The organism is Paenibacillus sp. B01 (assembly GCF_009649995.1).
Taxonomy (GTDB): Bacteria; Bacillota; Bacilli; order Paenibacillales; family Paenibacillaceae; genus Paenibacillus_O; species Paenibacillus_O pasadenensis.
In genome coordinates this window covers 5,665,567-5,688,077 of record NZ_CP045802.1, presented here as the reverse complement: position 1 = coordinate 5,688,077, position 22,511 = coordinate 5,665,567, and the positions used below count along the sequence as shown (strand labels likewise).

General features: G+C 66.8%; 19 protein-coding genes. 7 read left to right on the top strand and 12 right to left on the bottom strand.

The window, feature by feature from the left end:
- Positions 1-22: 22 nt before the first annotated feature.
- The 3 genes from GE073_RS24280 to GE073_RS24270 are packed head-to-tail and all read left to right on the top strand — an operon-like array spanning position 23 to position 4,399.
- Positions 23-1,660 carry a hypothetical protein gene (locus GE073_RS24280; RefSeq protein ID WP_153784579.1) on the top strand — a complete coding sequence of 546 codons (1,638 nt, stop codon included), beginning with the start codon at positions 23-25 and terminating at the stop codon, positions 1,658-1,660.
- A gap of 43 nt (positions 1,661-1,703) precedes the next feature.
- Positions 1,704-2,675 (top strand): sugar phosphate isomerase/epimerase family protein, encoded by a 972-nt coding sequence (locus tag GE073_RS24275; RefSeq protein ID WP_194843483.1) that lies wholly within the window; start codon positions 1,704-1,706, stop codon positions 2,673-2,675.
- Positions 2,672-4,399 (top strand): hypothetical protein, encoded by a 1,728-nt coding sequence (locus tag GE073_RS24270; protein WP_153784577.1) that lies wholly within the window; start codon positions 2,672-2,674, stop codon positions 4,397-4,399. The genes GE073_RS24275 and GE073_RS24270 overlap by 4 nt, the downstream gene beginning before the upstream one ends.
- A 99-nt stretch (positions 4,400-4,498) precedes the next feature.
- Here GE073_RS24270 and GE073_RS24265 read toward each other — a convergent pair whose 3' ends face one another.
- The 4 genes from GE073_RS24265 to GE073_RS24250 are packed head-to-tail and all read right to left on the bottom strand — an operon-like array spanning position 4,499 to position 8,472.
- Entirely contained in the window at positions 4,499-5,320 is an 822-nt protein-coding gene (locus GE073_RS24265) for an ABC transporter ATP-binding protein (protein WP_028600165.1), read from the bottom strand.
- 2 nt (positions 5,321-5,322) lie between these two features.
- Positions 5,323-6,354, bottom strand: a complete 1,032-nt coding sequence (locus tag GE073_RS24260) for a FecCD family ABC transporter permease (protein WP_028600166.1) — start codon at positions 6,352-6,354, stop codon at positions 5,323-5,325.
- Complete coding sequence (locus GE073_RS24255; RefSeq protein ID WP_153784576.1) at positions 6,351-7,394, bottom strand: FecCD family ABC transporter permease; 1,044 nt, start codon at positions 7,392-7,394, stop codon at positions 6,351-6,353. The genes GE073_RS24260 and GE073_RS24255 overlap by 4 nt, the downstream gene beginning before the upstream one ends.
- Positions 7,387-8,472: an iron-siderophore ABC transporter substrate-binding protein gene (locus tag GE073_RS24250; protein WP_028600168.1), complete on the bottom strand. Its 1,086-nt coding sequence runs from the start codon at positions 8,470-8,472 to the stop codon at positions 7,387-7,389. The genes GE073_RS24255 and GE073_RS24250 overlap by 8 nt, the downstream gene beginning before the upstream one ends.
- Positions 8,473-8,694: 222 nt before the next feature.
- On the opposite strand from GE073_RS24250, the gene GE073_RS24245 reads away from it, so the two are divergent.
- A complete protein-coding gene (locus GE073_RS24245) occupies positions 8,695-11,136 on the top strand; it encodes an invasin domain 3-containing protein (protein WP_194843482.1) in 2,442 nt (813 codons plus the stop codon).
- A 21-nt stretch (positions 11,137-11,157) separates the two neighbouring features.
- Complete coding sequence (locus GE073_RS25870; protein ID WP_153784574.1) at positions 11,158-12,693, top strand: collagen-like domain-containing protein; 1,536 nt, start codon at positions 11,158-11,160, stop codon at positions 12,691-12,693.
- A gap of 113 nt (positions 12,694-12,806) precedes the next feature.
- On the opposite strand, the gene GE073_RS24235 is transcribed toward GE073_RS25870, so the two are convergent.
- From GE073_RS24235 to GE073_RS24205, 7 genes are all read right to left on the bottom strand, one after another.
- Complete coding sequence (locus GE073_RS24235) at positions 12,807-13,709, bottom strand: sensor histidine kinase (RefSeq protein ID WP_153784573.1); 903 nt, start codon at positions 13,707-13,709, stop codon at positions 12,807-12,809.
- Positions 13,710-13,733: 24 nt separating this feature from the next.
- The gene (locus GE073_RS24230; RefSeq protein WP_028600171.1) at positions 13,734-14,504 is read right to left on the bottom strand and encodes an ABC transporter permease; all 771 of its coding nucleotides are present in this window, start codon (positions 14,502-14,504) and stop codon (positions 13,734-13,736) included.
- A complete protein-coding gene (locus GE073_RS24225) occupies positions 14,497-15,420 on the bottom strand; it encodes an ATP-binding cassette domain-containing protein (protein WP_153784572.1) in 924 nt (307 codons plus the stop codon). Before GE073_RS24225 ends, GE073_RS24230 begins: the two co-directional genes overlap by 8 nt.
- Positions 15,421-15,512: 92 nt before the next feature.
- Positions 15,513-16,211 carry a response regulator transcription factor gene (locus GE073_RS24220; protein ID WP_153784571.1) on the bottom strand — a complete coding sequence of 233 codons (699 nt, stop codon included), beginning with the start codon at positions 16,209-16,211 and terminating at the stop codon, positions 15,513-15,515.
- 13 nt (positions 16,212-16,224) lie between these two features.
- Entirely contained in the window at positions 16,225-17,208 is a 984-nt protein-coding gene (locus GE073_RS24215; RefSeq protein WP_153784570.1) for a nucleoside hydrolase, read from the bottom strand.
- A gap of 215 nt (positions 17,209-17,423) precedes the next feature.
- Entirely contained in the window at positions 17,424-18,656 is a 1,233-nt protein-coding gene (locus tag GE073_RS24210; RefSeq protein WP_028600175.1) for an MFS transporter, read from the bottom strand.
- 75 nt (positions 18,657-18,731) lie between these two features.
- Positions 18,732-19,331, bottom strand: coding sequence for a TetR/AcrR family transcriptional regulator (locus GE073_RS24205; RefSeq protein WP_028600176.1), 600 nt, complete (start codon positions 19,329-19,331; stop codon positions 18,732-18,734).
- Positions 19,332-19,524: 193 nt separating this feature from the next.
- Here GE073_RS24205 and GE073_RS24200 point away from each other — a divergent pair, with 193 nt between their 5' ends.
- Positions 19,525-20,415, top strand: a complete 891-nt coding sequence (locus tag GE073_RS24200; protein ID WP_153784569.1) for a DMT family transporter — start codon at positions 19,525-19,527, stop codon at positions 20,413-20,415.
- Between the two features lie 220 nt (positions 20,416-20,635).
- Here GE073_RS24200 and GE073_RS24195 read toward each other — a convergent pair whose 3' ends face one another.
- A complete protein-coding gene (locus tag GE073_RS24195) occupies positions 20,636-21,172 on the bottom strand; it encodes a hypothetical protein (RefSeq protein ID WP_084137509.1) in 537 nt (178 codons plus the stop codon).
- Positions 21,173-21,361: 189 nt separating this feature from the next.
- On the opposite strand from GE073_RS24195, the gene GE073_RS24190 reads away from it, so the two are divergent.
- Complete coding sequence (locus GE073_RS24190; protein ID WP_101807517.1) at positions 21,362-22,222, top strand: NAD-dependent epimerase/dehydratase family protein; 861 nt, start codon at positions 21,362-21,364, stop codon at positions 22,220-22,222.
- Positions 22,223-22,511: the final 289 nt, after the last annotated feature.

Below are 22,511 nucleotides of genomic sequence, written 5' to 3'. Positions count from 1 at the left end.
TCGCTTGGGCCGGGAGCAGGGGATGACGGAGCGCCAGCGGTTCTTGATCACGCAGTCCATGGCTCTCATGGATGGAGCGTACGATGAGCAGGCCAGGCTCATTCGCAGCTATGAGGAGCCGGAACGGCAAGACACCCGCGGCAGCGCGCATTATGCGCTTGGATTGCTGCTGCGCGACGAGGGGCAGGATCGGGAGCGGGCTTGCGCCGTGATCGGACGCGTTCTGGATCTGCAGTTCGATTATCCCGGGGAGATCTACCATGGGACGTTCCGGACGTCGCCGCAAGCGCCGCATCCGCCTGTCGGCGGCTACCCGTGGCAGCGGTTCGCTCCGGGCACCGCCTATTATCTGGACCGGACGCTGGAGGCGATCGCCGGCAAGCTCGCGGCGGCCGAGGCGGCTGATCCACGCAAGATGAAGCGTCTGTTCAAGTCGGCCGTATCCGAGGTGCTGCCTCCGGTATGGGATAGCTACGACCCGAACTGGCGGGAGTTCATCGCCAGCGCCTTTGCCGTGATCCTGTCCTTGTTCGAGGAGAAGCTGCCGCCCGACCTCGTCCGCCGCATGGACGAATCGATGGCGCGCGCGGTGCAGGGATCGATCGACCGCCGGCTGTCCGATGCGGTTCCGATGAATACCAACATTGAGCTGATGCATATTTTCATCACGCATTGCTACGGCTACAGGCTCGGGGAGACCGGATGGATTTCCCATGCGTACGCCCAGGCCGAAAGCTTTCTTGAACGGCATCGCGAATTCGGCACCTTCGCCGAGTTCAACACGACGACCTATTACGGCGTTGACTTGACCGTGCTGGGCCTATGGCGCCGGTTCGGCCGCAGCGATCGTCTGCTGCAGATCGGCCGCGAGCTTGAACGAGGACTGTGGGAGAACATGGCTCTTTATTACAACGCGAATCTTGAAAATCTGTGCGGGCCTTACGCCCGCGCCTACGATATGGAGATGCAGGAGCACAGCTCGATAGGCGTCTTCGTGTATTTGCTGCTTGGCGAGGGCTACGAGCATCTGACTCGCGTCAATTGCGAGACTTGCCATGACGTGATGATCGCTCTCGTCGGCGTTGACGCGCCAACCGAGGTGATTCCGTACTTCGTCTCGCACCAGGGCGACCGGATGGTGAGGAAGCGGTTCGTCGAGCTGTGCGAGCGCGACGATCCGCAAGCGAATACGAATCTGTGCACGGCCAAAGCCTGGATCGGCGCGGACCGAATGATCGGAGCGATGTCGGGAAGCCGCAACACGAACGGCCAGCTGCATCCGGCGACGATGCACTGGCGAGACGAGAGGGGAGGCCGGTATACGATGCGCCTCCTTCGCCGAGAGGCGGGGGAGGGCTGGAATGCCCATCTTCGCGGCATTGCGTTCGAAGCCGACGCAACGCCGGATTCGCTGGAAATCGACGTGCGGCTCGAGGCGGACGTGCCGATCGACGTCTTCTTCGAAATCCGCGGCCCGGCGCTTCAAGAAGCTGTGATCGAGCCGACGCGCTGGCGGCTGCCGGGATTGGACTGCCGTGTCGAGGCCGATGCTCCCAAGCCGGACGTCGTGCTGTCCGAAGGCGTGGCCGAGGTCTCTTACCGCTATAGCCCATCTGCTGCAGACGGCGCGACGATGAAGTTCACGCTTCGCTTCGACTGAAGGCGGAGGGCGGCTTCGCTTCATAGAAGAGAGGAGGGCTCCGATGTTTGCCGACAAGCAAGACTACTCCTTTTCCACCTGCTGGAACATCAGGCGCCATTCGTTCGGAGCCGATATGATCGACGAGATCCGGGGCCTGGGCTTCAGGCGGGTGGAGCTCAACTACAACGTGACGGACGATCTGCTGCGCACGATAGAACCGATGATCGAACGCGGCGACATAGCGGTGTCCAGCGTCCACAATACGTTTCCGCATCTGGACGATCCGGACTACGGCACCGACTCCGTCCTGCTCGGATTCGAGGACGGACCGCGCCGGGACCGATCGATCGAGCTGCTCGTACGCTCGGCTGAGCATGCCCATCGTTATGGCGCGTCCGCGGTCGTCGTGCATCCCGGGGAGGTGCCGATCGAAGAGGAGCTTGACCGCGAGCTGAAGACGTTGTGGCGGCAGCATGGCCCGGACTCTGCGGCATACCAGTCGCGGTGGAGCGAGCTGCTGGAACGCCGGGAGGCAGCTGCGCCCGCTTATTTGGCGCGTATCGGCGACAGTCTCGAGGCGGCATGCGAACAGATCGCCCGCCGCGGTTACCGGGTAAGGCTCGGTCTGGAAACGCGCTCGCGTTGCTATCAGATTCCGACGCTGCGGGAGGCGCGGCTGCTCTGCGATCGTTTGGCAGGCGCGCCCGTCGGGCTATGGTACGATATCGGCCACGGCATGATGATGGGGCACATGGGGCTGTACGATCCTGTCGGCGAGGCTCTCGCCATGAAGAACGATATCGTCGGCGTGCATATTCACGAGACCGTAGGCCTTGCCGATCATTGGTGCCCGTACGTGCACAGCGGCGACCCCGACGGATTCGACGTCTTTTTGCCGCTCATCGCAGCCGCGCCGGTCCGCGTATACGAGCTGAAGGCGGCCTGCGCGCCTGACGAAATCGAACGCAGCCACCGTCTGATCGCGTCGAGGATCGCGGCGCTTGGACTGGACAAGGGGGGTCTGGAGCAATGAGCGATTATAAACGCCTCGTCATCCTGAACGACCAGTGGGCGGAGCGGATCGCCGCGCGGCAGATCGACGAGGCCGGCGGGGCGTCGGCCGGCGGAATCCTCGATCCGCTGACAGGCGCCGCTTGGCCGAATCATACGACGACGGCGGCGGCTATCGAGATGTGGGCGGGGGCGCTCGCCAATCCGGACTCGGCGAGATACCGCGATCCAGAGCTGGCCGACCGCCTGGAGATGGTCTGCCGCTTCATGCTGCGCTTTCAGCATGAGGACGGGACGATATCGCCTGGCTGGACCAATTATCACTCTCCGCCCGACACGGCCTTCGTCGTGTGCGCCCTCGCGCGCGTCGTCAATCTGTGCGACCGTACCGGCTGGGACGGCTTCGCCAACGTGCTGACGGATCTTCGTCTGTGGCTCCGGCGCTCGATCCCGGCGATGCTGACAGGCGGCTGCCACACGCCCAACCATCGCTGGGTGATGACGGCCGCGCTAGGCTATCTGCATCGGATGTTCGGCCTTCCCGAGCTGGAAGAGCGCGCGGAAGCCTGGCTCTCCGAAGGACTGGACGCGACGCCGGACGGAGAATGGACTGAACGAAGCAACGGCATCTACAACGCGGTCAGCGATACGATGCTCATTCATGCGTCTCAGCTGCTGGACAAGCCGGAGCTGCTGGATTCGGTCCGGCGCAATTTGAGGATGATGGTCTATATCGTGCACCCGGACGGCGAGGTCGTCACGGATTACTCCAGTCGTCAGGATTTCGGCCGCCGCCATACGCTGGCCTATTACTATTGCGCCTACCGCCTTATGGAAGAGATCGACGGCGATCCGCTATATGCCGCAATGGCCGATCTGGCCGCCGAGGCGATCCTGGTGGACGACGTTCCGCCGAATCAGGCGATCATCGGCCATCTGCTGCATCCGCGGTGGCGCGAGCGGAGCGGCGAGCGTGCGGCCTTGCCGGAGTCGTACCGCATTGTTCTTAACCGCGGCTATGCCGCGACCCGCGCTGCCGATCTGGACCAGCTGGCGCGCAATCCGCAGCCGCAGCCGGCTCACGGCGGCCTTCATACGGAGTTCGGCTCCCGAGTCGCCCGGTATCGGCATGGCAAGACGAGCGTCACGGCGATGACGGAGGCGCCGTCGTTCTTTTCTCTTCGGCACGGCGCCGTTCGGCTGCTAGGGGTCCTGCTGGCCTCCACGTTCGATCCCGGAAGCATGCGGATGCAGGAGCTGGAAGAGGTGGGCGGAGGCTGCAGGCTGTCCGGCAGTACGGTGAAGGGCTACTACGGCCCGCTGCCGGCGAGCGAGTTGACGAGCAGCGGCGCCCCTTGGTATTTGCTTCCCCACGGGCAGCGGCCCATGACGCATGAGCAGCGCCATTCCGTCGAAGCGCTCGTAACGGAGGCGGATGGAGGCTGGGACATCTCGCTGAGCGCGGAGGGCCCGGAGAGAGTGCTCACGCAGGTGTTGTTTCTCTTCGGCGCGGAAGGCGAGCTGACGGCCGACCTGCCGCTCGCGGAAGACGGCGAGGGGAGGCTCGGCTGGCACGGGGGCGGTGTCCGGTACGCATGCGGCGGCGATTGGCTCCATCTCGAAGGGGGAGTCCAGCAACACGCTCTTTCGACGATCAGCCATATGGCGTATCCGTCGGACTGCATCGCGCTCGTCGCCAAACTTATGACGCCGTATGCGCATACGTTCAGGCTGCGGTTGTCATAGATGGAAAAAGGACGGAAAAAAAGGAAGGCGACCCTCCGCGGGTCGCCTTCCTTTTTCAGCTGCGGCTTGACGCGCCGGCCTGAGCCTCGCCGCTCAGCGTCAGCCGCGTCCTTGTCCGGCCGCTGCCGCATGATGCCGGCCTCTCGGCACGACGAGCGGCGTGCCGGATACAGGATCCTCGATGACGGTGCAGTCGAGGCCGAAGATGTCTTTGACGAGCGAGCCGGTGACGACGTCCGCCGGCTTGCCTTCGGCGACGAGCTTGCCCTCGTGCAGCGCGAAGATGTAGTCCGCGTACCGGGCGGACAGGTTGATGTCATGGAGCACCATGACGATCGTCGTGCCGTGGTCGCGGTTGAGGTCGGTGAGCAGGTCGAGGATCTCGACCTGATACGTGATGTCCAGGTACGTCGTCGGCTCGTCGAGGAACAGGATGTCGGTCTGCTGGGCGAGCGCCATCGCGATCCAGACGCGCTGGCGCTGCCCGCCCGACAGCTCGTCGATCGGCTTGTCCGCGAACTCGGTCACGCGCATCAGGTCCATCGCCTCGGCGACGGCCGCCGTATCCTTCTTGGACCAGCCGCCGAGCAGCGGCTGATGGGGATAGCGTCCGCGTCCGACCAGATCGGCGACGGAGATGCCCTCCGGCACGATCGGCGACTGCGGCAGGATGCCGACCGTCCGCGCGAGCTGCTTGGGAGCGATCGAGCCGATGGACCGTCCGTCCAGCGTCACCTGGCCGGCGGACGGCTTGATGAGCCGCGCCAGCGTCTTGAGCAGCGTCGACTTGCCGCAGCCGTTGGCTCCGATGATGACGCTGATCCGGCCGGACGGCACGACGAGGCTGACGCCGTCGACGACCGTCTTTTGGTCGTAGCCGGCCTCCAGCCGCTCGGCTTGGAACACAGGAGTCGGTTTCATGGTTACAATTCTCCCCTTCGATTCATGCGGACAAGCAGGAAGATCAGATACGGCGCGCCGAGCAGCCCGGTGACGATGCCGACCGGGAACCGGTACGCGAAGGCGAACTGGCCGATCAGATCGGACGCCAGCACGAGGCTGGCTCCGACGAGCCCGGCCGGCACGACGTTCGAGAAGCCGGCTCCGGCGAGCCGCTTGGCGATCGGTCCCGCCAGGAAGGAGACGAAGGCGATCGGTCCCGTCGTCGCCGTGGCGAGCGCGATCATGCAGACGGAGGCGAGGAACAGCGCGATCCGCGTCCGGTCGGCGCTGACGCCGAGCGACGTCGCGGACTGCTCGCCGAGCTCCAGCAGATGCAGCGGCTTGCCGAGCAGGATCAGGATCGGCGCGCAGATGAGCACGGACAGCGCCAGCGGCGGCAGCTCGTCCATGTGCGAGCCGTTGAGGCTGCCGGTCAGCCAGCGGACCGCCGCCGGCACGTCCTGCTCCGCGCTGACGAGCAGCAGGTACGAGATGACCGCGTCGAGCATCGCCTGGATGCCGATGCCGACGAGGATCAGCCGACCGATGGAGAACGACTTGCCGCGCGACAGCACGTAGATGACCGCCACGGTCGCCAGCCCGGCGATGACCGAGGCGACGTAGATGACGGCGCCGCTTGCCTGCAGGATGACGATGCCGAACACGGCCGCCGCGCTCGAGCCGGAGGTGATGCCGATGACGTTCGGATTGGCCAGCGGATTGCGCAGCAGCGTCTGGAAGATGTAGCCGCCCATGCCGAAGGCGAGTCCGGCCAGCAGGCCGGCGAGCATCCTCGGGAGCCGGATCGTGTTGACGGCGAAGGAGACGCCTTTGACCGACTCGCCCGTGAGCGCCCGGATGACGTCCTGCACCGGATAGATCGTGCTGCCGAGCAGCAGCATGGCGCAGCAGAGCGCGAGCGTCAGCAGGGCGAGCAGCGACGTGACGGCGATCCAGCGGCGGCGCCGGGCGCGGCGCCCCGCCGTGATGAGGGAGATCGAGGCCGCGCTCATAGGGAACGCACCTTCGCTTTCATCGCCAGCACGATCAGCAGCGGGGCGCCGATGAACGCCGTGACGACGCCGACCTCCAGCTCGCCGGGGTTGCCGGCCAGCCGGCCGACGATGTCGGACAGCGTCAGGATGACGGCGCCCGCGATCGCGGACATCGGGATGACGTACCGCAGGTCAGGACCGAGCACGAGCCGCATGAGATGGGTGGCCAGCAGCCCGATGAACCCGATCGGGCCGGCGAGCGCCGTCGTCGCTCCGCACAGCAGCACGCCGCCGAGCGCGGCGACGAACCGCAGGAAGCCGGTGCGGACGCCGAGGCCGGTCGCCGCGTCGTCTCCGAGCGCGAGCGCGTTGAGCGCCGGGGCGCATAGGATGGCGATGCCGATGCCCGCGAGCAGGAACGGCAGGAACGTGCCGATGCCGCTCCATGTCGCCGAGCCGACGCTGCCGACCTGCCAGAACCGGAACTGGTCCATGACGTAGGAGCGCGGGATCATAATCGCGGTGACGAGCGAGGCCAGCGCCGCGCTCGTCGCCGCTCCCGCCAAAACGAGCTTAAGGGGCGTGGCGCCGCCACGTCCCATAGACCCGATGCCGAAGACGAAGACGGCGGTGATCGCCGCTCCCGCCAGAGCGAGCCAGATGTACTGGCTCGCGGTGCTGATGTTCAGGAAAGCCAGCCCGCAGACGACGAACAGAGCGGCGCCGGTGTTGACGCCCAGGATGCTCGGATCGGCGATCGGATTGCGGGTGACGGCCTGCATGAGCGCCCCGGACACGCCGAGCGCTCCGCCGCAGCAGAGGGCGAAGACGGTGCGGGAGATCCGCTTGCGGACGACGTTCGCCCCGTAGGTGTCCACCTCCGGATGGAACAAGCCGTCCATCAGCTCGTGCCACCGCACGAAGCGGGCGCCGAAGGCGAGGGAGGCGACGACGCACAGCGCGAGCAGGACGAGCCCGAGGATCAGCACCTTCGCAAAATGCTTCGGCGCCGGCGAGCTGCCCGCCGCGTCCGGAATGGCCGCCGCCGGATTAGCCATTGCTCTTGTCGACGGCTTCTCCGATCAGCTTCAGATAGTCGTCGATCGTATAGGCGATGGACAGCGGATTCGGGTTGCCGGCTGCCGCGAGCGGCGTGCCGTTGCCGATGAAGACGACGGAGCCGCGCTGGATCGCGGCGATCTTGCCCAGCACCGGATCGGCCTTGACCGCTTCGTAGAGCGCTTCGTCGCCATAGCCGACCAGAATGTCGGCATCGCTCAGCGCTTCCGCGTTCTCGGCGCTCAGCTTGAGGGAGTAAGCCGTCGGATCGGTGATCTGGCTCGTGACGCTCTCCGGATACTCCATGCCGAGCGAGACGAGGAATTCGCCGCGCGGATCGGCCGGCGTGTACAGATGCAGCTGCGACATGTCCTTCGCGGAGAAGTTGACCCAGACGACCTTTTTGCCTTTGAACTGCGGATAAGCCGCGGCTTTTTCCTGAATGAGGGCTTCCGTGTCCTTGATGAGCTGCTCGCCCTCGGCCTTCATGCCCATGCCGGTCGCGTTGAGCAGCACCTGCTCGCGCCACGTCGTCGCCCATGGAGCCTTCTCGTACGGCACGACCGGAGCGATCTGGCTCAGCGTGTCGTAGTCTTCCTGCGTGATGCCGGAGTACGACGCGAGGATGACGTCCGGATCGGAGTCGGAGATCGCTTCGAAATCAAGGCCGTCCGTGTCCTGGTAGACGTTCGGCTTGTCCACGCCGAGCTCCTTGAGCTTCGCGGCGGTCCAAGGGAGCAGGCCGCTGTCGTCCTGTACGCCGTAGTTGGCTGCGGAGAAGCCGACCGGCACGACGCCGAGCGCGAGCACGACGTCGTGGTTCGCCCACTGGACCGTCGCGACGCGCTCCGGCTTGCTTTCGATGGTCGTTTCGCCGAAGGCGTGCTTGATGACGATCGGATAGTCGGCGGCCGGCGCAGCGGTCGCTGCGGCTGTAGGAGCGGCGCTCGGAGACGGACTCGGCGAGGAGGCCGGGGAGTTGTTGGACGTCGAGCTGGAGCAGCCGGCGAGCGCGAGCGTCAGCGCGGCGGCCAGGATCGGGAGACGGAGGGAGAAGCGGCGGTTCAAGGCATTCATCGTGGCATGACCCTTCCTTTGTCTGTAATTTTGAAAATGATGATAATGATTATCAGCATCAATGATAGCCCTCTTTTGAACAGCTTGTCAATAAAAACAGCTTGACGCGATCCGCGAATAGGCGCGGCGGCGCGGTTTCCGAGCGGATTTCCCTCACAAGCGCTGCGAGGTTTGCCGATGTACGTTTCAGCACTTGATAGCGGTATCGAAAGGGGAAATCACATGGACAGACATCCATGCGGACAGATCGGGCCTTGGCGCAGGCGCCTGAGCGGCCTGCTGGCGCTGCTGCTGCTGGCCGGCCTGCTGCAGCCGCCCGGGCCGGCCTATGCGTCGTCCGGGACCGAGATTCACGGGACGCTGCATGCGGATGAGGCGGGAATTCCCGCAGACGGGACGAGCCGGGCGACGGTGACCCTCGTGCTGAGGGACGGCAGCGGCGAGGCGGTGGAGCTGCCGCCGGAACAGATCCGGCTCCGGGCGACGCTCGGAGCCTGGGCGGGTCCGCCGGCAGCCCAGGGCGACGGCGAGTATGTCGCGGTGCTGACCGCGCCGACGACAGCCGGCATCAGCTACGTCAGCGCCGAGGCGGCGGGCGTGGCGGTGACGGATCTGGCGCGGGTCTATTTCAAGGCGGGACCGCCGTCGCCCGAGCGCTCGGTGCTGACGGCCAGCCGCATGAGCCTGCCGGCGGACGGCATCAGCCGGACGGTGCTGACGCTGCAGCTCAAGGACCGCTACGGCAACGACATCGCCGAGCCGGCAGCCTCGGTGCAGTTCGCCGCTACGGGTGGGGAGCTCGGCACGGTGACGCATGCCGCTTACGGCCGCTACGCGGCGAACCTCGTCTCGGCGGCCTACGGCTCGATCGGCAGCCTGACGAGCGCTGCCGACGCGCCGCTCGAGCTGCGCCAGCACTGGGACGACGGCGCGATCCCGCAGGAGGCGCCGAACGGAGAGCCGCTGCCGGTGTCGCTCACGTTCGCCTACGAAAGCTACGGCGCCTACCAGGCCGAGCTGACGGCGCCGACCGAGGAAGGCGGAGCGGAAATCACTGCGGCCATGAACGGCGTGACGGTGGCGTCGAGCGTGTACGTGGCTTTCTCGCACGAGACCCCGCCGCTTGAGCTCGCCTCGCTGCAGCTCGGACGCCCGGCTTATGACGTGGACGTCGGCGGGCAAGCGGAGCTCGAGGTGAGCGCGCTCTGGAGCGACCGCTCGGCGAGCCGCGTGACGGAGCTCGCCTCCTACCGGCTGGACGACGGCTCGATCGCCTCCGTGGACGCTAAGGGCGTCGTGCGCGGGCTGAAGCCCGGCCGGACGATGCTGACAGCCCAGTACGGAGGCTTGTCCGCAAGTGCCGAGCTTGTCGTGAACGCGCCGGCAGTCGAGCCGGAGCCGACGGCCTCTCCGGGCCTGCCGGAGCCGACCGCTCCGCCGGAGCCGCCTCCGATCCTGCCTCCCGCGCCGGGACCGTCGGCCCCGCCGGCGGAGCCGGATGCGGCGGTGCGGGCCGAGATCGTGTCGGCTGACGGGACGGCCGCGGCTGCGGCGATCCCGCTCGAGGCGATCCAAAACGGCGTCGTGCGGCTCGACCTGCCGGCTGCCGGAGGGGAGATCCGGCTGTCCGGCGCTGCGCTGCGCGAGATCGCGCGGCTGAACCCGCAGGCGAAGCTGCAGCTCCGCGAGGCGGGCGGAGCGATGCTGTCGGTGCCGATCGCCGAGCTGTCGGCCAAGCGGTACAGCGAGCGGTTCGGCGTGGCGGAGGATGCGGTCGGGTTTCATTTCAAGGCGCGCACTCCGGACGAGGCCATCGAGGCGGCGGTCTCTCAGGCGGCGGAAAGGCTTGGGGCGCGGAGGCTTTCGGCGGCAGCCTCGATCGACATCCAGGTGACGGGCGGCAACGGCAAAAGCGCGTTCCTGAGCGTGTTCGACCGCTACGCGGCGCGTACGGTTCCGCTGTCGGCAGACGCCGTCCCGGCGACGGCTGCGGGCGTCGCGTGGGATGCGGCGGCGAACCGCTTCCAGTTCGTGCCGACCCGGTTCGAACGGCAGGACGGCCGCTGGGTCGCGGTCATGCAGCGGCAGGGAGGCGGCATATTCACGGTCATCGACCGGCCGGCGACGTTCCGCGACGTGGAGCGGCACTGGGGCCGGGCCTCGATCGAGCAGCTTGCTTCCAGGCTGATCTTCGAGGGACGGGGCCAGGGCCTGTTCGCTCCGGATGCGCCGATTACGCGCGCGGAGGTCGCGGCGCTGCTCGTGCGGTCGCTCGGACTCGCCGATGCGGAGACGGGCAGTCCGTTCGCGGATACGGCCGGCGGCTGGTACGAGCAGGCGGTGAGCGCGGCCTATCAGGCAGGGCTCGTCTCCGGCTACGAGGACGGATCGTTCCGTCCCGGCCGATCCGTGACGCGCCAGGAGCTCGTGCGGATGGTCGTCGGAGCGATGGCGTACACGGGCGCGGAGCCGGCCGGCTCGGCCCGGACAACGACGCTCGCCGATGCAGGCGAGATTGCGGCCTGGGCGCAGGCCGCAGCGATCAAGGCCGCAGAGACGGGCATCATCGCGGACGGCGGCAAGTTCAGGCCGACCAGCTTGTCCACGCGTGCGGAGACGGCCGCCATGCTGGAGCGGATGCTGAAGCTCGTGCGGTTCATTTAACGAGAGAGAGGGTCATCATCGATGAAGATGCTGAAAAGCAAGATTGTCCTGGTGGCGGGCGCTTTGATGCTCGTCGTCCAGATTCCAGGAGCGTGGGCGACTTCCGCGCCGCTCGATTCCATCCAGATCTGCGTCAGCGGCACCGGCCAGATGAGCCTGCTCGCTCCAGGCAGCAGCTGCGCTTCGGGCCAGACGGCCTACAAGCTCAGCCTGAAAGGCGACCAGGGACCGGTCGGTCCAAGGGGAGCGCAAGGACCGGCGGGCGCGCAAGGAACGAAGGGCGAGACCGGGGATGCGGGACCTGCCGGCCCGCAAGGGCCGCAGGGCGAGAAGGGCGAGAAAGGTGAGAAAGGCGAGAAGGGCGAGCCGGGAGCGGCGGGAGAAGCCGGAGCGCAAGGCTTGCCGGGAGTAAAGGGAGAGCCGGGAGAGCCAGGTCCGCAAGGCGAGAAGGGGGAGCCAGGTCCGCAAGGCGAGAAGGGGGAGCCAGGTCCGCAAGGGCTGCAGGGCGAGAAAGGCGAGCCGGGCGCCGCTGGAGCAGCCGGACCGGTTGGTCCGCAGGGGCCGAAAGGGGACGCCGGAGCGGCCGGGCTGACGGGGCCGCAAGGGCCGCAAGGACCGGCCGGGGCGACGGGGCCGCAAGGACCGCAAGGACCGCAAGGGCCGGCCGGCGACAGCGGCGCCTACGGCGACGGCTCGGCCGGAGCGCTGAACGTGCCCGCCGGCCAGTCGCTGGATTGGGTGAATTCTCCGGGCGCTTATGCGAGCGGCAACCTGCAGTTCACCAACGTCACGATTTCAGGGAATCTGCTCGTACCGAGCGGCACGATCATCCGCGCTACGGGGGACATCAAAATAACAGGCGCCATCACGGTGCAGACCGGAGCGGGCAACGCCAATCCGTACAGCCCTCATCCCGGCGTCTCGCTGTCGGCGGCAGGTCCTGGAGTCGGCGGCAAAGGGCTGTCCTCGATCGCTGCGGCCCGGATTACGCTGCCTGAGGCGGCGGCAGGGGGCGCGGGCAGCCGAAGCGCGGCGGCCAGCGGCGGCGAAGGAGGCGGAGCCATCGTCCTGATCGCCCAGGGGAGCCTGGATGTGGCGAGCGGCGCGGTCATCAACGCCAGCGGAGCCAACGGGATGAATCCAGGCGTCCCCGGCCAGGGCATCCCAGGGGGCGGCGGAGGAGCCGGAGGAATCGTCGTGCTCGGCTCGAAAGGCCTTTTGACCGTGAACGGCGTGATCTTGGCGAACGGAGGAGCCGGCGCTTCCGGCTTCGACGGCAACGGCGGCGACGCCGAAGGCGGCGGAGGAGGCGGGGGCGGCGGCATCGTGCACCTGATCTCGGCGAACCCGCTGGCCATTACGGGCCAAATCTACTGCAATGGCGGAGGGGCAGGAGCGATGGCGGGATCGTCGCCGTCTGTCAACGCCGGCGGAGGCGGCGGCGCGTCCGGCGGCAATGGCGGGGCCGGAGGCTCCACAAGCAGCTTCGCGGCGCGCAACGGCGACGCCGGGCGGCTGATTCAGACGGTCGTGCCTTCGCCGGAGAAACTGTTCTAAACGCGCGAAGGAGCGTGCCCGAATAGCAAAGGGGCAGCCCCCAGGTCCGATTCATCGGCCTTTGGGGCTGCCCTTTTTGCTGCTCGTACGAAATCTCTTCACCGTCGCCGCCGCTAGGCCAGCCGCCACTCGCAGGTCAGCTCCAGCTCGTCGCCTTCCATCCTGGCGCTCAGGGTGCCGCCCATCTTGACCATCAGCCCGCGGGCGATGGACAGGCCGAGGCCGGAGCTCGAGCCGGAGCGGGACGCATCGGCCATGTAGAACCGGTTGAACAGCAGCTCCGGGTCGATGCCGAGCAGCTGCGGCGCGCGGTTGCGGAGGCGGAGCGCCGCGACCCCTCCGTCTGCCGTCAGGGCGATCTCGATCCGTCCCGAGGCGTGCCGGATCATGTTCAGCGTCAGGTTCTCCATGACGCGGCGCACCGCGGACTCGTCCGCGCGGATGACGAGCGGCCGCTCGGTCAGCTCGAAGGCGGGCTCCAGCCCCTTTTCCTCCATCGCGTCGTAGAAGCCCATCAGAATCTCGGGGACGAGCGTGTCGAGCCGGAGCCGCTCCGGCTTCAGCGCATAGTCGGCGGAGTCGATCCTCGACAGCTCGTAGAAGTCATCCAGCAGCGACTTCAGCCGTACGGCGCGCTTGCGGATGACGGCGACCGCTTCCCGGCGCTCGTCCCCGCCGAGGCCCTCCCGCTCCAGCAGCTGGATGTAGCCGGATATGGACGTCAGCGGCGTGCGCAGGTCATGCGAGATGTTGGCGACGGCCTGGCGGAGCTCGTCCTCCGTGCGACGCCGCTCGGCATGCGCCTGGACGATGAGGCCGGTGTGGCGGTTGATCTCCGCGGCCAGCGCCTCCAGCGCGCGGTCCGGCCCGCCGATGACGGCTTGGCCGGACACCTCGCCGTCGTTGTAGCGGCGCAGATGGCGGGCGAGGGAACGCACTTCCTTGCGCATCCGCAGCAGCCGGAGCAGGCAGAGCGCGGCCAGGCCCAAGGACAGGGTGATCAGGACGGCCGTCATGAGCTGCCTCCTCCTTTTTATGAGCTAGCGGATTTCCTTGCGCTCGAAGACGGCGATGCCGATGCCGACGAAGGCGGCGGCGACGAGCAGCGGGACATAGATCGACTGCGCGAGCTGCGCGGAGCCCATCGCCGGATCGGCATAGGTGTTGATCAGATGGAAGATGGAGTGCCGGTACATCGTTTCGACGAACGGGATGAACTTGCCGATCATGCCATACAGGCCGTCCGCGAAGAAATAGAAGACGAACAGGGCGCCGATCGTCTTGCCGCTGTCGGTCAGCGCGGTCGCCACCGCTCCGGTCACGGCGGCGAACGCCGCGGACAGCGTGATCGTCACGAGCAGCGAGCGCCAGGCGTAGTCCGCCGCGGACGCTCCGCCCGGCAGCTCGCCGACGCCCATGAGCGCGGAGCCGAGCGCGAAGATGACCGCCGGAAAGATCAGCGAGACGAGCGCCGAGCCGCCGATGAAGACGAGCAGCTTGGCGGCGATGAAGCGGCTGCGGCCATAGCCGGAAGCGGCGCCGCGCTTGATCGTGCCGGCGCTGTATTCGCTGGAGATGAAAAATCCGGCCAGCACGCACAGCCCGATCTTGATGACGTAGTTGTTGCCTCCCATCGCCATGGCCAGCAGGTCGAGCCCGCTGACCGCGCTCAGCGTCCCGCCGCCGTTCGATTCGTCGTAGTACGCCATCAGGACGTAGGCGATGCCCGATGCGGCCAGCACGGCCGCGAGCAGCCAGAGGGAGCGGTTGCGGAGCAGCTTGTAGCTTTCGGAGCGCAGCAGGTTAAGCATGATCGCCGCCTCCGATCCGCGAGGCGAAGTAGCTTTCGAGATCCTCGCCTATCGGCATGAGCTGCTCGAGCTCCAGTCCGCCGGCGACGAGCGCCGAGGCGACGGCGGCCGGCCGGTCGAGATGCGCGTACAGCCGGATGCTGCCGTCCGCGGCCACCTCGAATTCCCGGGTCGCGAGCTCGCGCTCGAGCACGACGGCCGCGCGCTCCGGCAGATTTACTTTGATATGGATGAACTGGCGGCAGCGCTCCTGCAGCTCCCGGCTCGTCAGCTGCTCCAGCAGCCGGCCCTGGTGGATGATGCCGTAGTGCGTGGCCAGCAGATGGAGCTCGCTCAGGATGTGGCTGGAGATGAGGATCGTAATCCCGCTCTCCCGGTTCAGCCGCGTGAGCAGCTCGCGCATCTCGACGACGCCCATCGGATCGAGTCCGTTGGTCGGCTCGTCGAGGATGAGCAGCTCCGGCTGCCCGAGCAGCGCGACGCCGAGCGCCAGCCGCTGCTTCATGCCGAGCGAGAACGCCCGCGCCTTCTTGCGTCCGGTGCCGGACAGGCCGACCAGCTCGAGGGTGCGGCGGACGCTGTCCCGGCCGGGGACGCCCTGCTGCAGCCGGTGCGCCTCCAGATTCTCGGCGGCGGTGAGCTGCGGGTAGAGCGCGGGGCTCTCGATGGACACCCCCATGCGCCGGCGCGCCTGCACGAGCTCGGAGCCGCTCGCGGCTCCGAACAGCTCGACCGATCCGGATGTCGGGAACGCGAGTCCCGTCACGAGCTTCATGAGCGTCGACTTGCCGGCTCCGTTCTGCCCGATGAAGCCGTAGATCGCGCCTTTGCGGACCGTCATGTCCGCATGGTCGAGCGCGACCTGCTTGCCGTACTGCTTGGTCAATTGATGCGTCCTCAGGACGTATTCCTGCATGATTGCCTCAGCCTCCTGTTCCCTGATCGGGTCATAGCTCAAGCATAGAGGCCGTTTCGTAAGCGTTCGTAAAGCCGATCCATAAGAAAGGCTTAAGTTTTGAGCCGGTAGCCCATGCCCCAGATCGTCTCGATGTACTCTTCCTCCGGATTGCCCTTGGCCAGCTTGCTCCGCAGATGGCTGATATGCACGCCGACGACGTTGTCGCCTCCGCCGAGGAATTCCTCGCCCCAGACGCTTTCGAACAGGTTCGCCTTGGTGAAAAGCTTCCTTGGAGAAGCCATCAGCAGCGCGACGATGTCGAACTCGCGCGCCGTCAGCGCAAGCTCGGTCCCTCCCGCCGTCAGCGTCCGGGCCTCGGGGTCGAGCTCCAGGTCCTTATGCCGCAGCGGCGGCCGCGGGCCCGGCTGCTGCGGCAGGCGGCGATGGCGCCGGAGCACCGACTCGACGCGGGCCGATACCTCCTCGAGGTCGAACGGCTTGGTGATGTAGTCGTCCGCGCCGGTCCGCAGCGCGGAGATCTTGGGCTCGCGCCCGTCCCGCGCGGAGATGACGATGACGGGGCAGCCGTGCCGCGCGGTGATCGTCTCCAGCAGCTCCTCGCCCCGCTTGCCCGGCAGCATCAGGTCGAGCAGCACGAGCGCCCACGGCCGCTGCTCGAGGTACAGCAGCGCCTCCGTGCCGGAGTAGGCCGGCTGGGGCTCATGCCCGTCCTTGCGCAGCACGCCGCACAGCAGCCGGCTGATGTCGTCGTCGTCCTCGACGACGAGGATGGACAGCTTGTCCGCCATCGGTCTCCTCCTCTCATTCGAACTCGCGGTAATCGCCGCTCAGCACCGCCGTCAGCATCCGGTAGAACAGGCCGTAGTCGGCCTCCAGGCACACCTCGGCGCTTGTCCGCTCGCCGCCGGTCCAGGCCGGCGTATTTTCGGGCGCGGGCCGCGTATCGACGGCGCTGAAGCCGCGGTTCGCCTCGCTCTGGCACTCGATCTCCACCTGGCAGCGCTGCGAGCGCAGCATCAGCTCCGGACGGATCGCTATCGCCATCGTGACGGAGTCGGGATGGGTGACGCCGTCGAGGCCGTTGGCGCGGTTGAAGGCGAGCGCCTTGCGGTTGACCTGGCGGTAGAAGCGGGCGATCGGCGTGTCGATCGCCTGCAGGCGGTCGAGATCCTCGCCGCCGACGAGCGCGTTGCGGCAGCAGATGTCCCAGCCGATCATGACGATCGGAAAGCCCGCCTGGAACACGATCCGGGCCGCCTCGGGATCGACGTAGAAATTGAATTCGGCCGTCGCCGTGATGTTGCCCCGGAAGTGGCAGCTGCCGCCCATGACCCACACCTTCTTGACCTTGCGGACGATGGACGGATCGAGCATATAAGCGACGGCGAGGTTCGTGAGCGGGCCGTGGGCGACGAGCTCCAGCTCGCCGGGATGCTCGCTGAGCAGCCGGACGATCGCGTTCGAGGCATGCTCGGCCTCGGCGCGATGCCGGGGCGGCGGGAAGTCCGACTCGCCCATGCCGTCCGCGCCGTGGACGTAGGCCGCCTGCACGAGCGGCCGCAGCAGCGGCCGGTCGCAGCCTTGGTAGACCGGCACCTCGCCGCCGCGGCCCGCCGTCTCGACTGTCGTCAGCGCGTTGGCCGTGCATTGCTCGACAGGGATGTTGCCCATGACGGTCGTGATCGCCTCGATGCGCACGCCGGGCCAGAGCAGGCCCATCAGCAGCGACGTGACGTCGTCGCCGGCGGTGTCGGTATCGACGATCAGTCGGAGATTCGGATTCATGAAGAGACCACCCTTTGCTTGTAGGTTGAAGCGGGCTTGCCTGGCCGGCCCGCCCGCAGGCGGCCGGAATCAGGGGGAAAGCCGCGCCTTCTTTCCACAAGGATACCATGCTTTGCGCTTCGGACCGAAACCTGCGGCGAGCGGCTCCTGCTCGATGAGCCGGAACCCGTCGCAGCTGGCGGCCCGCATGGCCGGCATGGCCGGAGGCGGGCGCTTCAGCTTGGCTGGCGGCTAGACGGCGGCGATCCCGGCTTGCCGGTCCGCAGCCCCGTCGAGAGCACGAAGCAGAGCAGCAGCACGACGCTCGCGAGCGCATACGGCATGGCGATATGGAGATCGAACAGCACGCCGGCGACGATCGGGCCGGCGATGTTGCCGAGGCTCGTGAAGGCCGAGTTCAAGCCGGCGACGTAGCCCTGCTCGGCGCCGGCGAGCTTGGACATCTGCGTGCTGATGGCCGGCCGCAGGATGTCGATCGCGAGGAAGACGACGAACGTCACGGCGAAGATGAGCCAGAACGTATGCACGAACAGCGTCAGCAGGATGAAGACGCCGGCGAACAGCAGGCAGGTTGAGATGACGCGCTTTTCGCCGAACCGGTTCAGGATCCAGCCGAAGGCGGTCACCTGCACGACGGCGCCGGCGATGGAGCCGAACGTGATGATGAAGGCGATGTCCTTCGGCTCGAAGCCGAACCGGTGGTCGACGAACAGGCCGAACACCGTCTCGAAGTTGGCGAGGCCGAACGACAACGTGAAGACGACGATCAGGCTGAAGAAGTACGGCTCGCGGTGGGACGTCAGCAGCTGGCCGGCGAGGCCGCGCCGGCGGCCGTAGGAGGCGTCCGGAAGCTGCGCCGCGTAGGCGGCTGCGTCCGGCTGCGCCGGCTTCGACTCGCGCAGCACGAACAGCGTGAGCGCCGCGGCGATCAGGCCGGCGACGCCGGCCGCGTAGAACGGCACGCGCAGGCCGAACTCGGCGATGTAGCCGCCGATGCCGGGCCCGATGATGAAGCCGGTCGTGATCGCGGCGTTGATGTAGCCCATCCCTGCGGCGCGCTCCTCCTTGGTCGTCACGTCCGCGGCGTAGGCCATGACCGCCGGCATGATGAGCGCGGCGCTGACGCCGCCGAGCAGGCGCGAGGCGAACAGCAGCCAAGGCTGCTCGGCGAAGCCGAACAGCGCTTCGGATACGGCGAAGACGGTCATGCCGATCACGATCAGCCGCTTGCGGCCGAACCGGTCGGAGAGCCGTCCCGCGAGCGGAGAGAACAGCAGCTGCGTCAGCGAGAAGGAAGCGACGAGCAGGCCGACGAGGCTGCCGGAGATGCCGAGCAGCTCCATGAATTTCGGCATGATCGGGATGACGAGGCCGATGCCGGTGAAGACGATAAACAGGTTGAGCATGAGGAGCAGGATCGCTCCGCGGTTGCGCAGTAGAAGCGTCATGATGATGGTACCCCCTGATGGATTGCGAAAATCCTGAATATTCGTTCTAGAATATGGCGAAAAAAAGCGCGGCTGTTACCGAGCCGCTCCGGCGATTCCGTACAGGAACGCATCCATTCCGGCCCGATAGGCCGCGAGAGCCTTTTCCCGCGTCATGCGCTTGGCATGCTGGCTGAGGCCGTAGAGCAGGCTGTCCAGCAGGAGAGCCGCCGTCTCCACGTCCTGGACCGCGAACTCGCCGCTGTCGACGCCCTTTTGCAGCAGCTGGCGGTTGAACGCCAGATAGCCTTCCACGATGCCGTGCATCCGCTCCTCGACGCCGCTCGTCTTGTCGGACAGGTTGAAGAACTCGTCGACCGCCTTGGCCAGCGGGTGGCTCCACTGGTCGAGCGCGAGATGCTCGGCCATGCCGTACAGCTTGTCGGCCGCCGTCTCGTAGCGGGCTTCCTCGGCGAGCCAGTTGTCTTCCCATTCGCGGTTCCACTCGTCGAGCAGATGGAGGATGAGCCCTTCCTTGCTCTTGAAATGGTAGTAGATGTTGCCGGCGCTGCAGCCGGTCGCCTGGACGATCTCGTCGATCGACGTCGCCTTGTAGCCTTTTTGCACGAACAACGTCCGTGCGGCGTCGGCGATCCGTTTTTTCGTCTGCTCCGTCTGCTGCTGCTTCTTGTTCAACTCGGCCTCACCCCGGTTTCCTAGCCTTGATCGTATCCTGAACGTATATTCAGTATTATAGCGAGGAATGCCGCCTTCCACAACCGCTTCCGCAAGGGGAACGGCTGGAAACGAAGCCGCCCGGCCTTCTACCGCCGCTCTTGCCTATTCTCCCGTGCGAGCCTATACTTCATGCATCAAAGGGGGAACGGCAATGGGTTACGTGCTTGTGCTTCTGGCCACGCTGGCCTGGAGCTTCGTCGGCGTGCTGGTCAAGACCGCTTCGCCGATGCTGGACAGCTTCGCGATTTCGTTCGGACGCTTTTTCTTCGGCGTGCTGTTTCTGGGAATCTATATGCTCGTGCGGGGCCGCGGGCTGCGGCTTCATCTGGCGCTCAAGTGGATCTGGATCGGCGGAGCGGCCAAAGCGGCCAACTACCTGTTCGAGAACGCCGCGATCACGCTCGGCTACTCGTACTCCAACATCCTGATCCCGCCGGTGCAGACGACGGCGATCCTGCTGTTCTCCGCCTGGCTGCTGCGCGAGCGCGTATCCGGCCGCGGCTGGACGGCCGCCGCGCTGTGCATGCTCGGCGTCGGCCTCATCGGCTGGAACGGCATGCCGCTGGAGCAGCTCGGCTCGGGCGGGCTGACGATGCTGCTGCTCGTGCTCGGAGGCACCGGAGCGGGGCTGCATGTCATCAGCCAGCGCCGCCTCGTCGGCGAGCTGGATTCCGGCAGCATGAACCTGTCGGCGTTCGCCGTCAGCGCGCTGCTGCTGGCGCCGTTGCCGCCGCTGCAGCCCGGCTGGGGCTTCGTCGGCGAGATGTCGCTCGCCGCATGGGCGGCGGTGCTCGCGCTCGGCCTCATTACCGGGCTCAGCTTCGTCTGGTTCGCGGAAGGGCTGAAGCGCGTGCCGCTCGCCGCGGCCGCGCTGCTCGGCAACGTGCAGGCGCTGTTCACGATGCTCTGGTCGGTGCTGTTCTTCGACGAGCCGATGACGATCTACGTCGGGATCGGAGCGGCCGTGTTCATCGGCGGCATCCTCTGGCTGCAGCTGCCGCTGTTCAGGCGGCCCGCCAAGCCGGCCTCCGCGCAGGCGTAAGCGGCGGGCGCGAGGAGCCGCTCGCTCGGCAGTCGGCCCCCCTCGGGCGACGTTGGCGAAGCTGGCCTGCGGGCCACACGGGCATCGCGGGCCATACAGGCGACGCTGGCCTCGCTGGCCACACGGGCGACGCCGGCGATGCTGGCCTCGCACGGGCCACCCGGGCGACGCAGGCGAAGCTGGCCTCGCGGGCCACACGGGCGACGCCGGCCTGCGGGCTTCAGGCCGCCATCCAGAAGCGGATTAGGCCCAGCGCGGCGAATCCGAGCAGGATCGTCCCGCAGCCGATGCCGGTCATCGCGCTCGAGGCGACGTTCAGCTTTCGCGCCAGCGGGACAGCGGCCAGGGCGACGGCGATCATGAGCGCCGCGAGCAGGTACAGCGCGGCATCGTCGAAGACGCTTTTCAGGCTGATGAAATGGACGCCGACGACGAGCGTGATCCACGGCGCCACGAAGGATGGCCGCTTGGCCCGGTACAGAAGCCAGGAGCCGATGCCGGCCAGCGCCAGCTCCGCATAAAAAGCGATCAGGTAAGCGCGGAAAGCGCTCGTCTCGTTCAGCGCCGAGGGCGCGTCCCAGTTCGTGATGCTCAAGTAGACGCCGGCGAGGCAGACGAGCAGCGCGGCTCCTGCCGCGATCCCGAGCCCGGCCCGCCATGACTCGCGCGGCTTTTCCTGGGCCCAGCCGAACCAGCTCATGCTGAACAAGCCGAATACGGACGCGTACATCGCATAATCTCTTACATATTCCTCCATCGGACATCTTCCTCCTCGGCAATCGTTTTCGGATAGGTAAACCATACCTTTTTTTCCATAGGGGGCATAGTCCAGAAAAAGATTGTTCGTCCGCTAAACAAAGTTTAAGCTAAGGGGAGCTGTCCTTGCAGCGAGGCATGCGAACGAAGCAGTGCAGCTAAAACCCAACTAGAGGAGGCAGATCCGATCATGTCATCTGCTGGCAAGAAAGTGGTCGTGACCGGAGGAAGCGGCGTGCTGGGACGCTGGGTCGTCCGGCATTTCCTCGAGCAAGGCTATGAAGTGACGAATGTCGATACCCGCCACCCGGAGGAGCCGCTCTGCCCGACGCTCATCGTCGATCTGCAGGATCTCGGCCAGACTTACGGCGCGCTCGCCGGCGCAGACGCGGTCGTGCACCTGGCGGCGATCCCGAGAGCGGGCATGGTGCCGCCCGAGACGACGTTCCGCAACAACGTCATGTCCACCTACAACGTGCTGGAGGCCGCGGCGGGGCTCGGCATCCGCAAAGCCGTCGTCGCCTCGAGCGAGTCGAGCTACGGCATCTGCTTCGCCGTGCATCCGTTCGGCCCGCAGTATGTGCCGATGGACGAGGCGCATCCTCAGCTGCCGCAGGACAGTTACGGCCTGTCCAAGGTCGTCGGCGAGCTGACGGCCGATATGTTCCATCGGCGGACCGGCATGCAGGTCGTCTCGCTGCGGCTCGGCAACGTCATTCCGCCGGAGTGGTACGAGCAGTTCCCGTCCTGGATCGACAAGCCCGAGGAGCGGGAGCGCATCCTATGGAGCTACATCGACACGCGCGATGCCGCCGAGGCTTGCCGTCTGGCCGTCGAGGCGGAGGGGCTCGGCTCGGTCGCGCTGAACCTGGCGTCGGACGAGACGAGCATGGCGGTTCCGAGCCGCGAGCTGATGGCCGCGCGCTATCCCGAGGTGCAGGATTATCGCGCTCCGCTGGAAGGGCATGAGTCGCTGCTGAGCAGCGAAAAGGCGATGCGCCTGCTCGGCTGGCAGCCGAAGCGCCGCTGGCGGGAGCAGCTCGGCCTCTAGGCGAGCTGCACTGCGGGTGAGCGGCAGGACGAGGCGGGACGGGCAAGGCGGACAAGGCAAGGCAGGTAAAGGCAGGTAGAGGAGGACGAGGCGGACGAGGCGGACAAGGCAAGGGCAGGTAGAGACAGGGCCGGACAAGGGCCGGACAAGGGTAGTAGAGGCGGACAGGACTAGCAGGTAGAGGCAGGCGGGACAAGGGCAGGTACAGCCAGGACGTACGAAGGTAGTCTGAACTCCTTCATCGCAGTCCGCCGTATGCAGCCATCCTCGCTTGCCCGGAACCGTGGAT

Excerpts from the sequence above, each read along its gene's own strand:
- GE073_RS24245 (WP_194843482.1), top strand. The coding sequence starts at position 8,695 with ATGGACAGACATCCATGCGGACAGATCGGGCCTTGGCGCAGGCGCCTG.
- GE073_RS24210 (WP_028600175.1), bottom strand. The coding sequence starts at position 18,656 with ATGACGCTTCTACTGCGCAACCGCGGAGCGATCCTGCTCCTCATGCTC.
- GE073_RS24225 (WP_153784572.1), bottom strand. The coding sequence starts at position 15,420 with ATGCAGGAATACGTCCTGAGGACGCATCAATTGACCAAGCAGTACGGC.
- GE073_RS24195 (WP_084137509.1), bottom strand. The coding sequence starts at position 21,172 with ATGGAGGAATATGTAAGAGATTATGCGATGTACGCGTCCGTATTCGGC.
- GE073_RS24215 (WP_153784570.1), bottom strand. The coding sequence starts at position 17,208 with ATGAATCCGAATCTCCGACTGATCGTCGATACCGACACCGCCGGCGAC.
- GE073_RS24190 (WP_101807517.1), top strand. The coding sequence starts at position 21,362 with ATGTCATCTGCTGGCAAGAAAGTGGTCGTGACCGGAGGAAGCGGCGTG.
- GE073_RS24230 (WP_028600171.1), bottom strand. The coding sequence starts at position 14,504 with ATGCTTAACCTGCTGCGCTCCGAAAGCTACAAGCTGCTCCGCAACCGC.
- GE073_RS24235 (WP_153784573.1), bottom strand. The coding sequence starts at position 13,709 with ATGACGGCCGTCCTGATCACCCTGTCCTTGGGCCTGGCCGCGCTCTGC.
- GE073_RS25870 (WP_153784574.1), top strand. The coding sequence starts at position 11,158 with ATGAAGATGCTGAAAAGCAAGATTGTCCTGGTGGCGGGCGCTTTGATG.
- GE073_RS24255 (WP_153784576.1), bottom strand. The coding sequence starts at position 7,394 with ATGGCTAATCCGGCGGCGGCCATTCCGGACGCGGCGGGCAGCTCGCCG.
- GE073_RS24250 (WP_028600168.1), bottom strand. The coding sequence starts at position 8,472 with ATGAATGCCTTGAACCGCCGCTTCTCCCTCCGTCTCCCGATCCTGGCC.
- GE073_RS24275 (WP_194843483.1), top strand. The coding sequence starts at position 1,704 with ATGTTTGCCGACAAGCAAGACTACTCCTTTTCCACCTGCTGGAACATC.
- GE073_RS24220 (WP_153784571.1), bottom strand. The coding sequence starts at position 16,211 with ATGGCGGACAAGCTGTCCATCCTCGTCGTCGAGGACGACGACGACATC.
- GE073_RS24270 (WP_153784577.1), top strand. The coding sequence starts at position 2,672 with ATGAGCGATTATAAACGCCTCGTCATCCTGAACGACCAGTGGGCGGAG.
- GE073_RS24260 (WP_028600166.1), bottom strand. The coding sequence starts at position 6,354 with ATGAGCGCGGCCTCGATCTCCCTCATCACGGCGGGGCGCCGCGCCCGG.
- GE073_RS24280 (WP_153784579.1), top strand. The coding sequence starts at position 23 with ATGACGGAGCGCCAGCGGTTCTTGATCACGCAGTCCATGGCTCTCATG.
- GE073_RS24200 (WP_153784569.1), top strand. The coding sequence starts at position 19,525 with ATGGGTTACGTGCTTGTGCTTCTGGCCACGCTGGCCTGGAGCTTCGTC.
- GE073_RS24265 (WP_028600165.1), bottom strand. The coding sequence starts at position 5,320 with ATGAAACCGACTCCTGTGTTCCAAGCCGAGCGGCTGGAGGCCGGCTAC.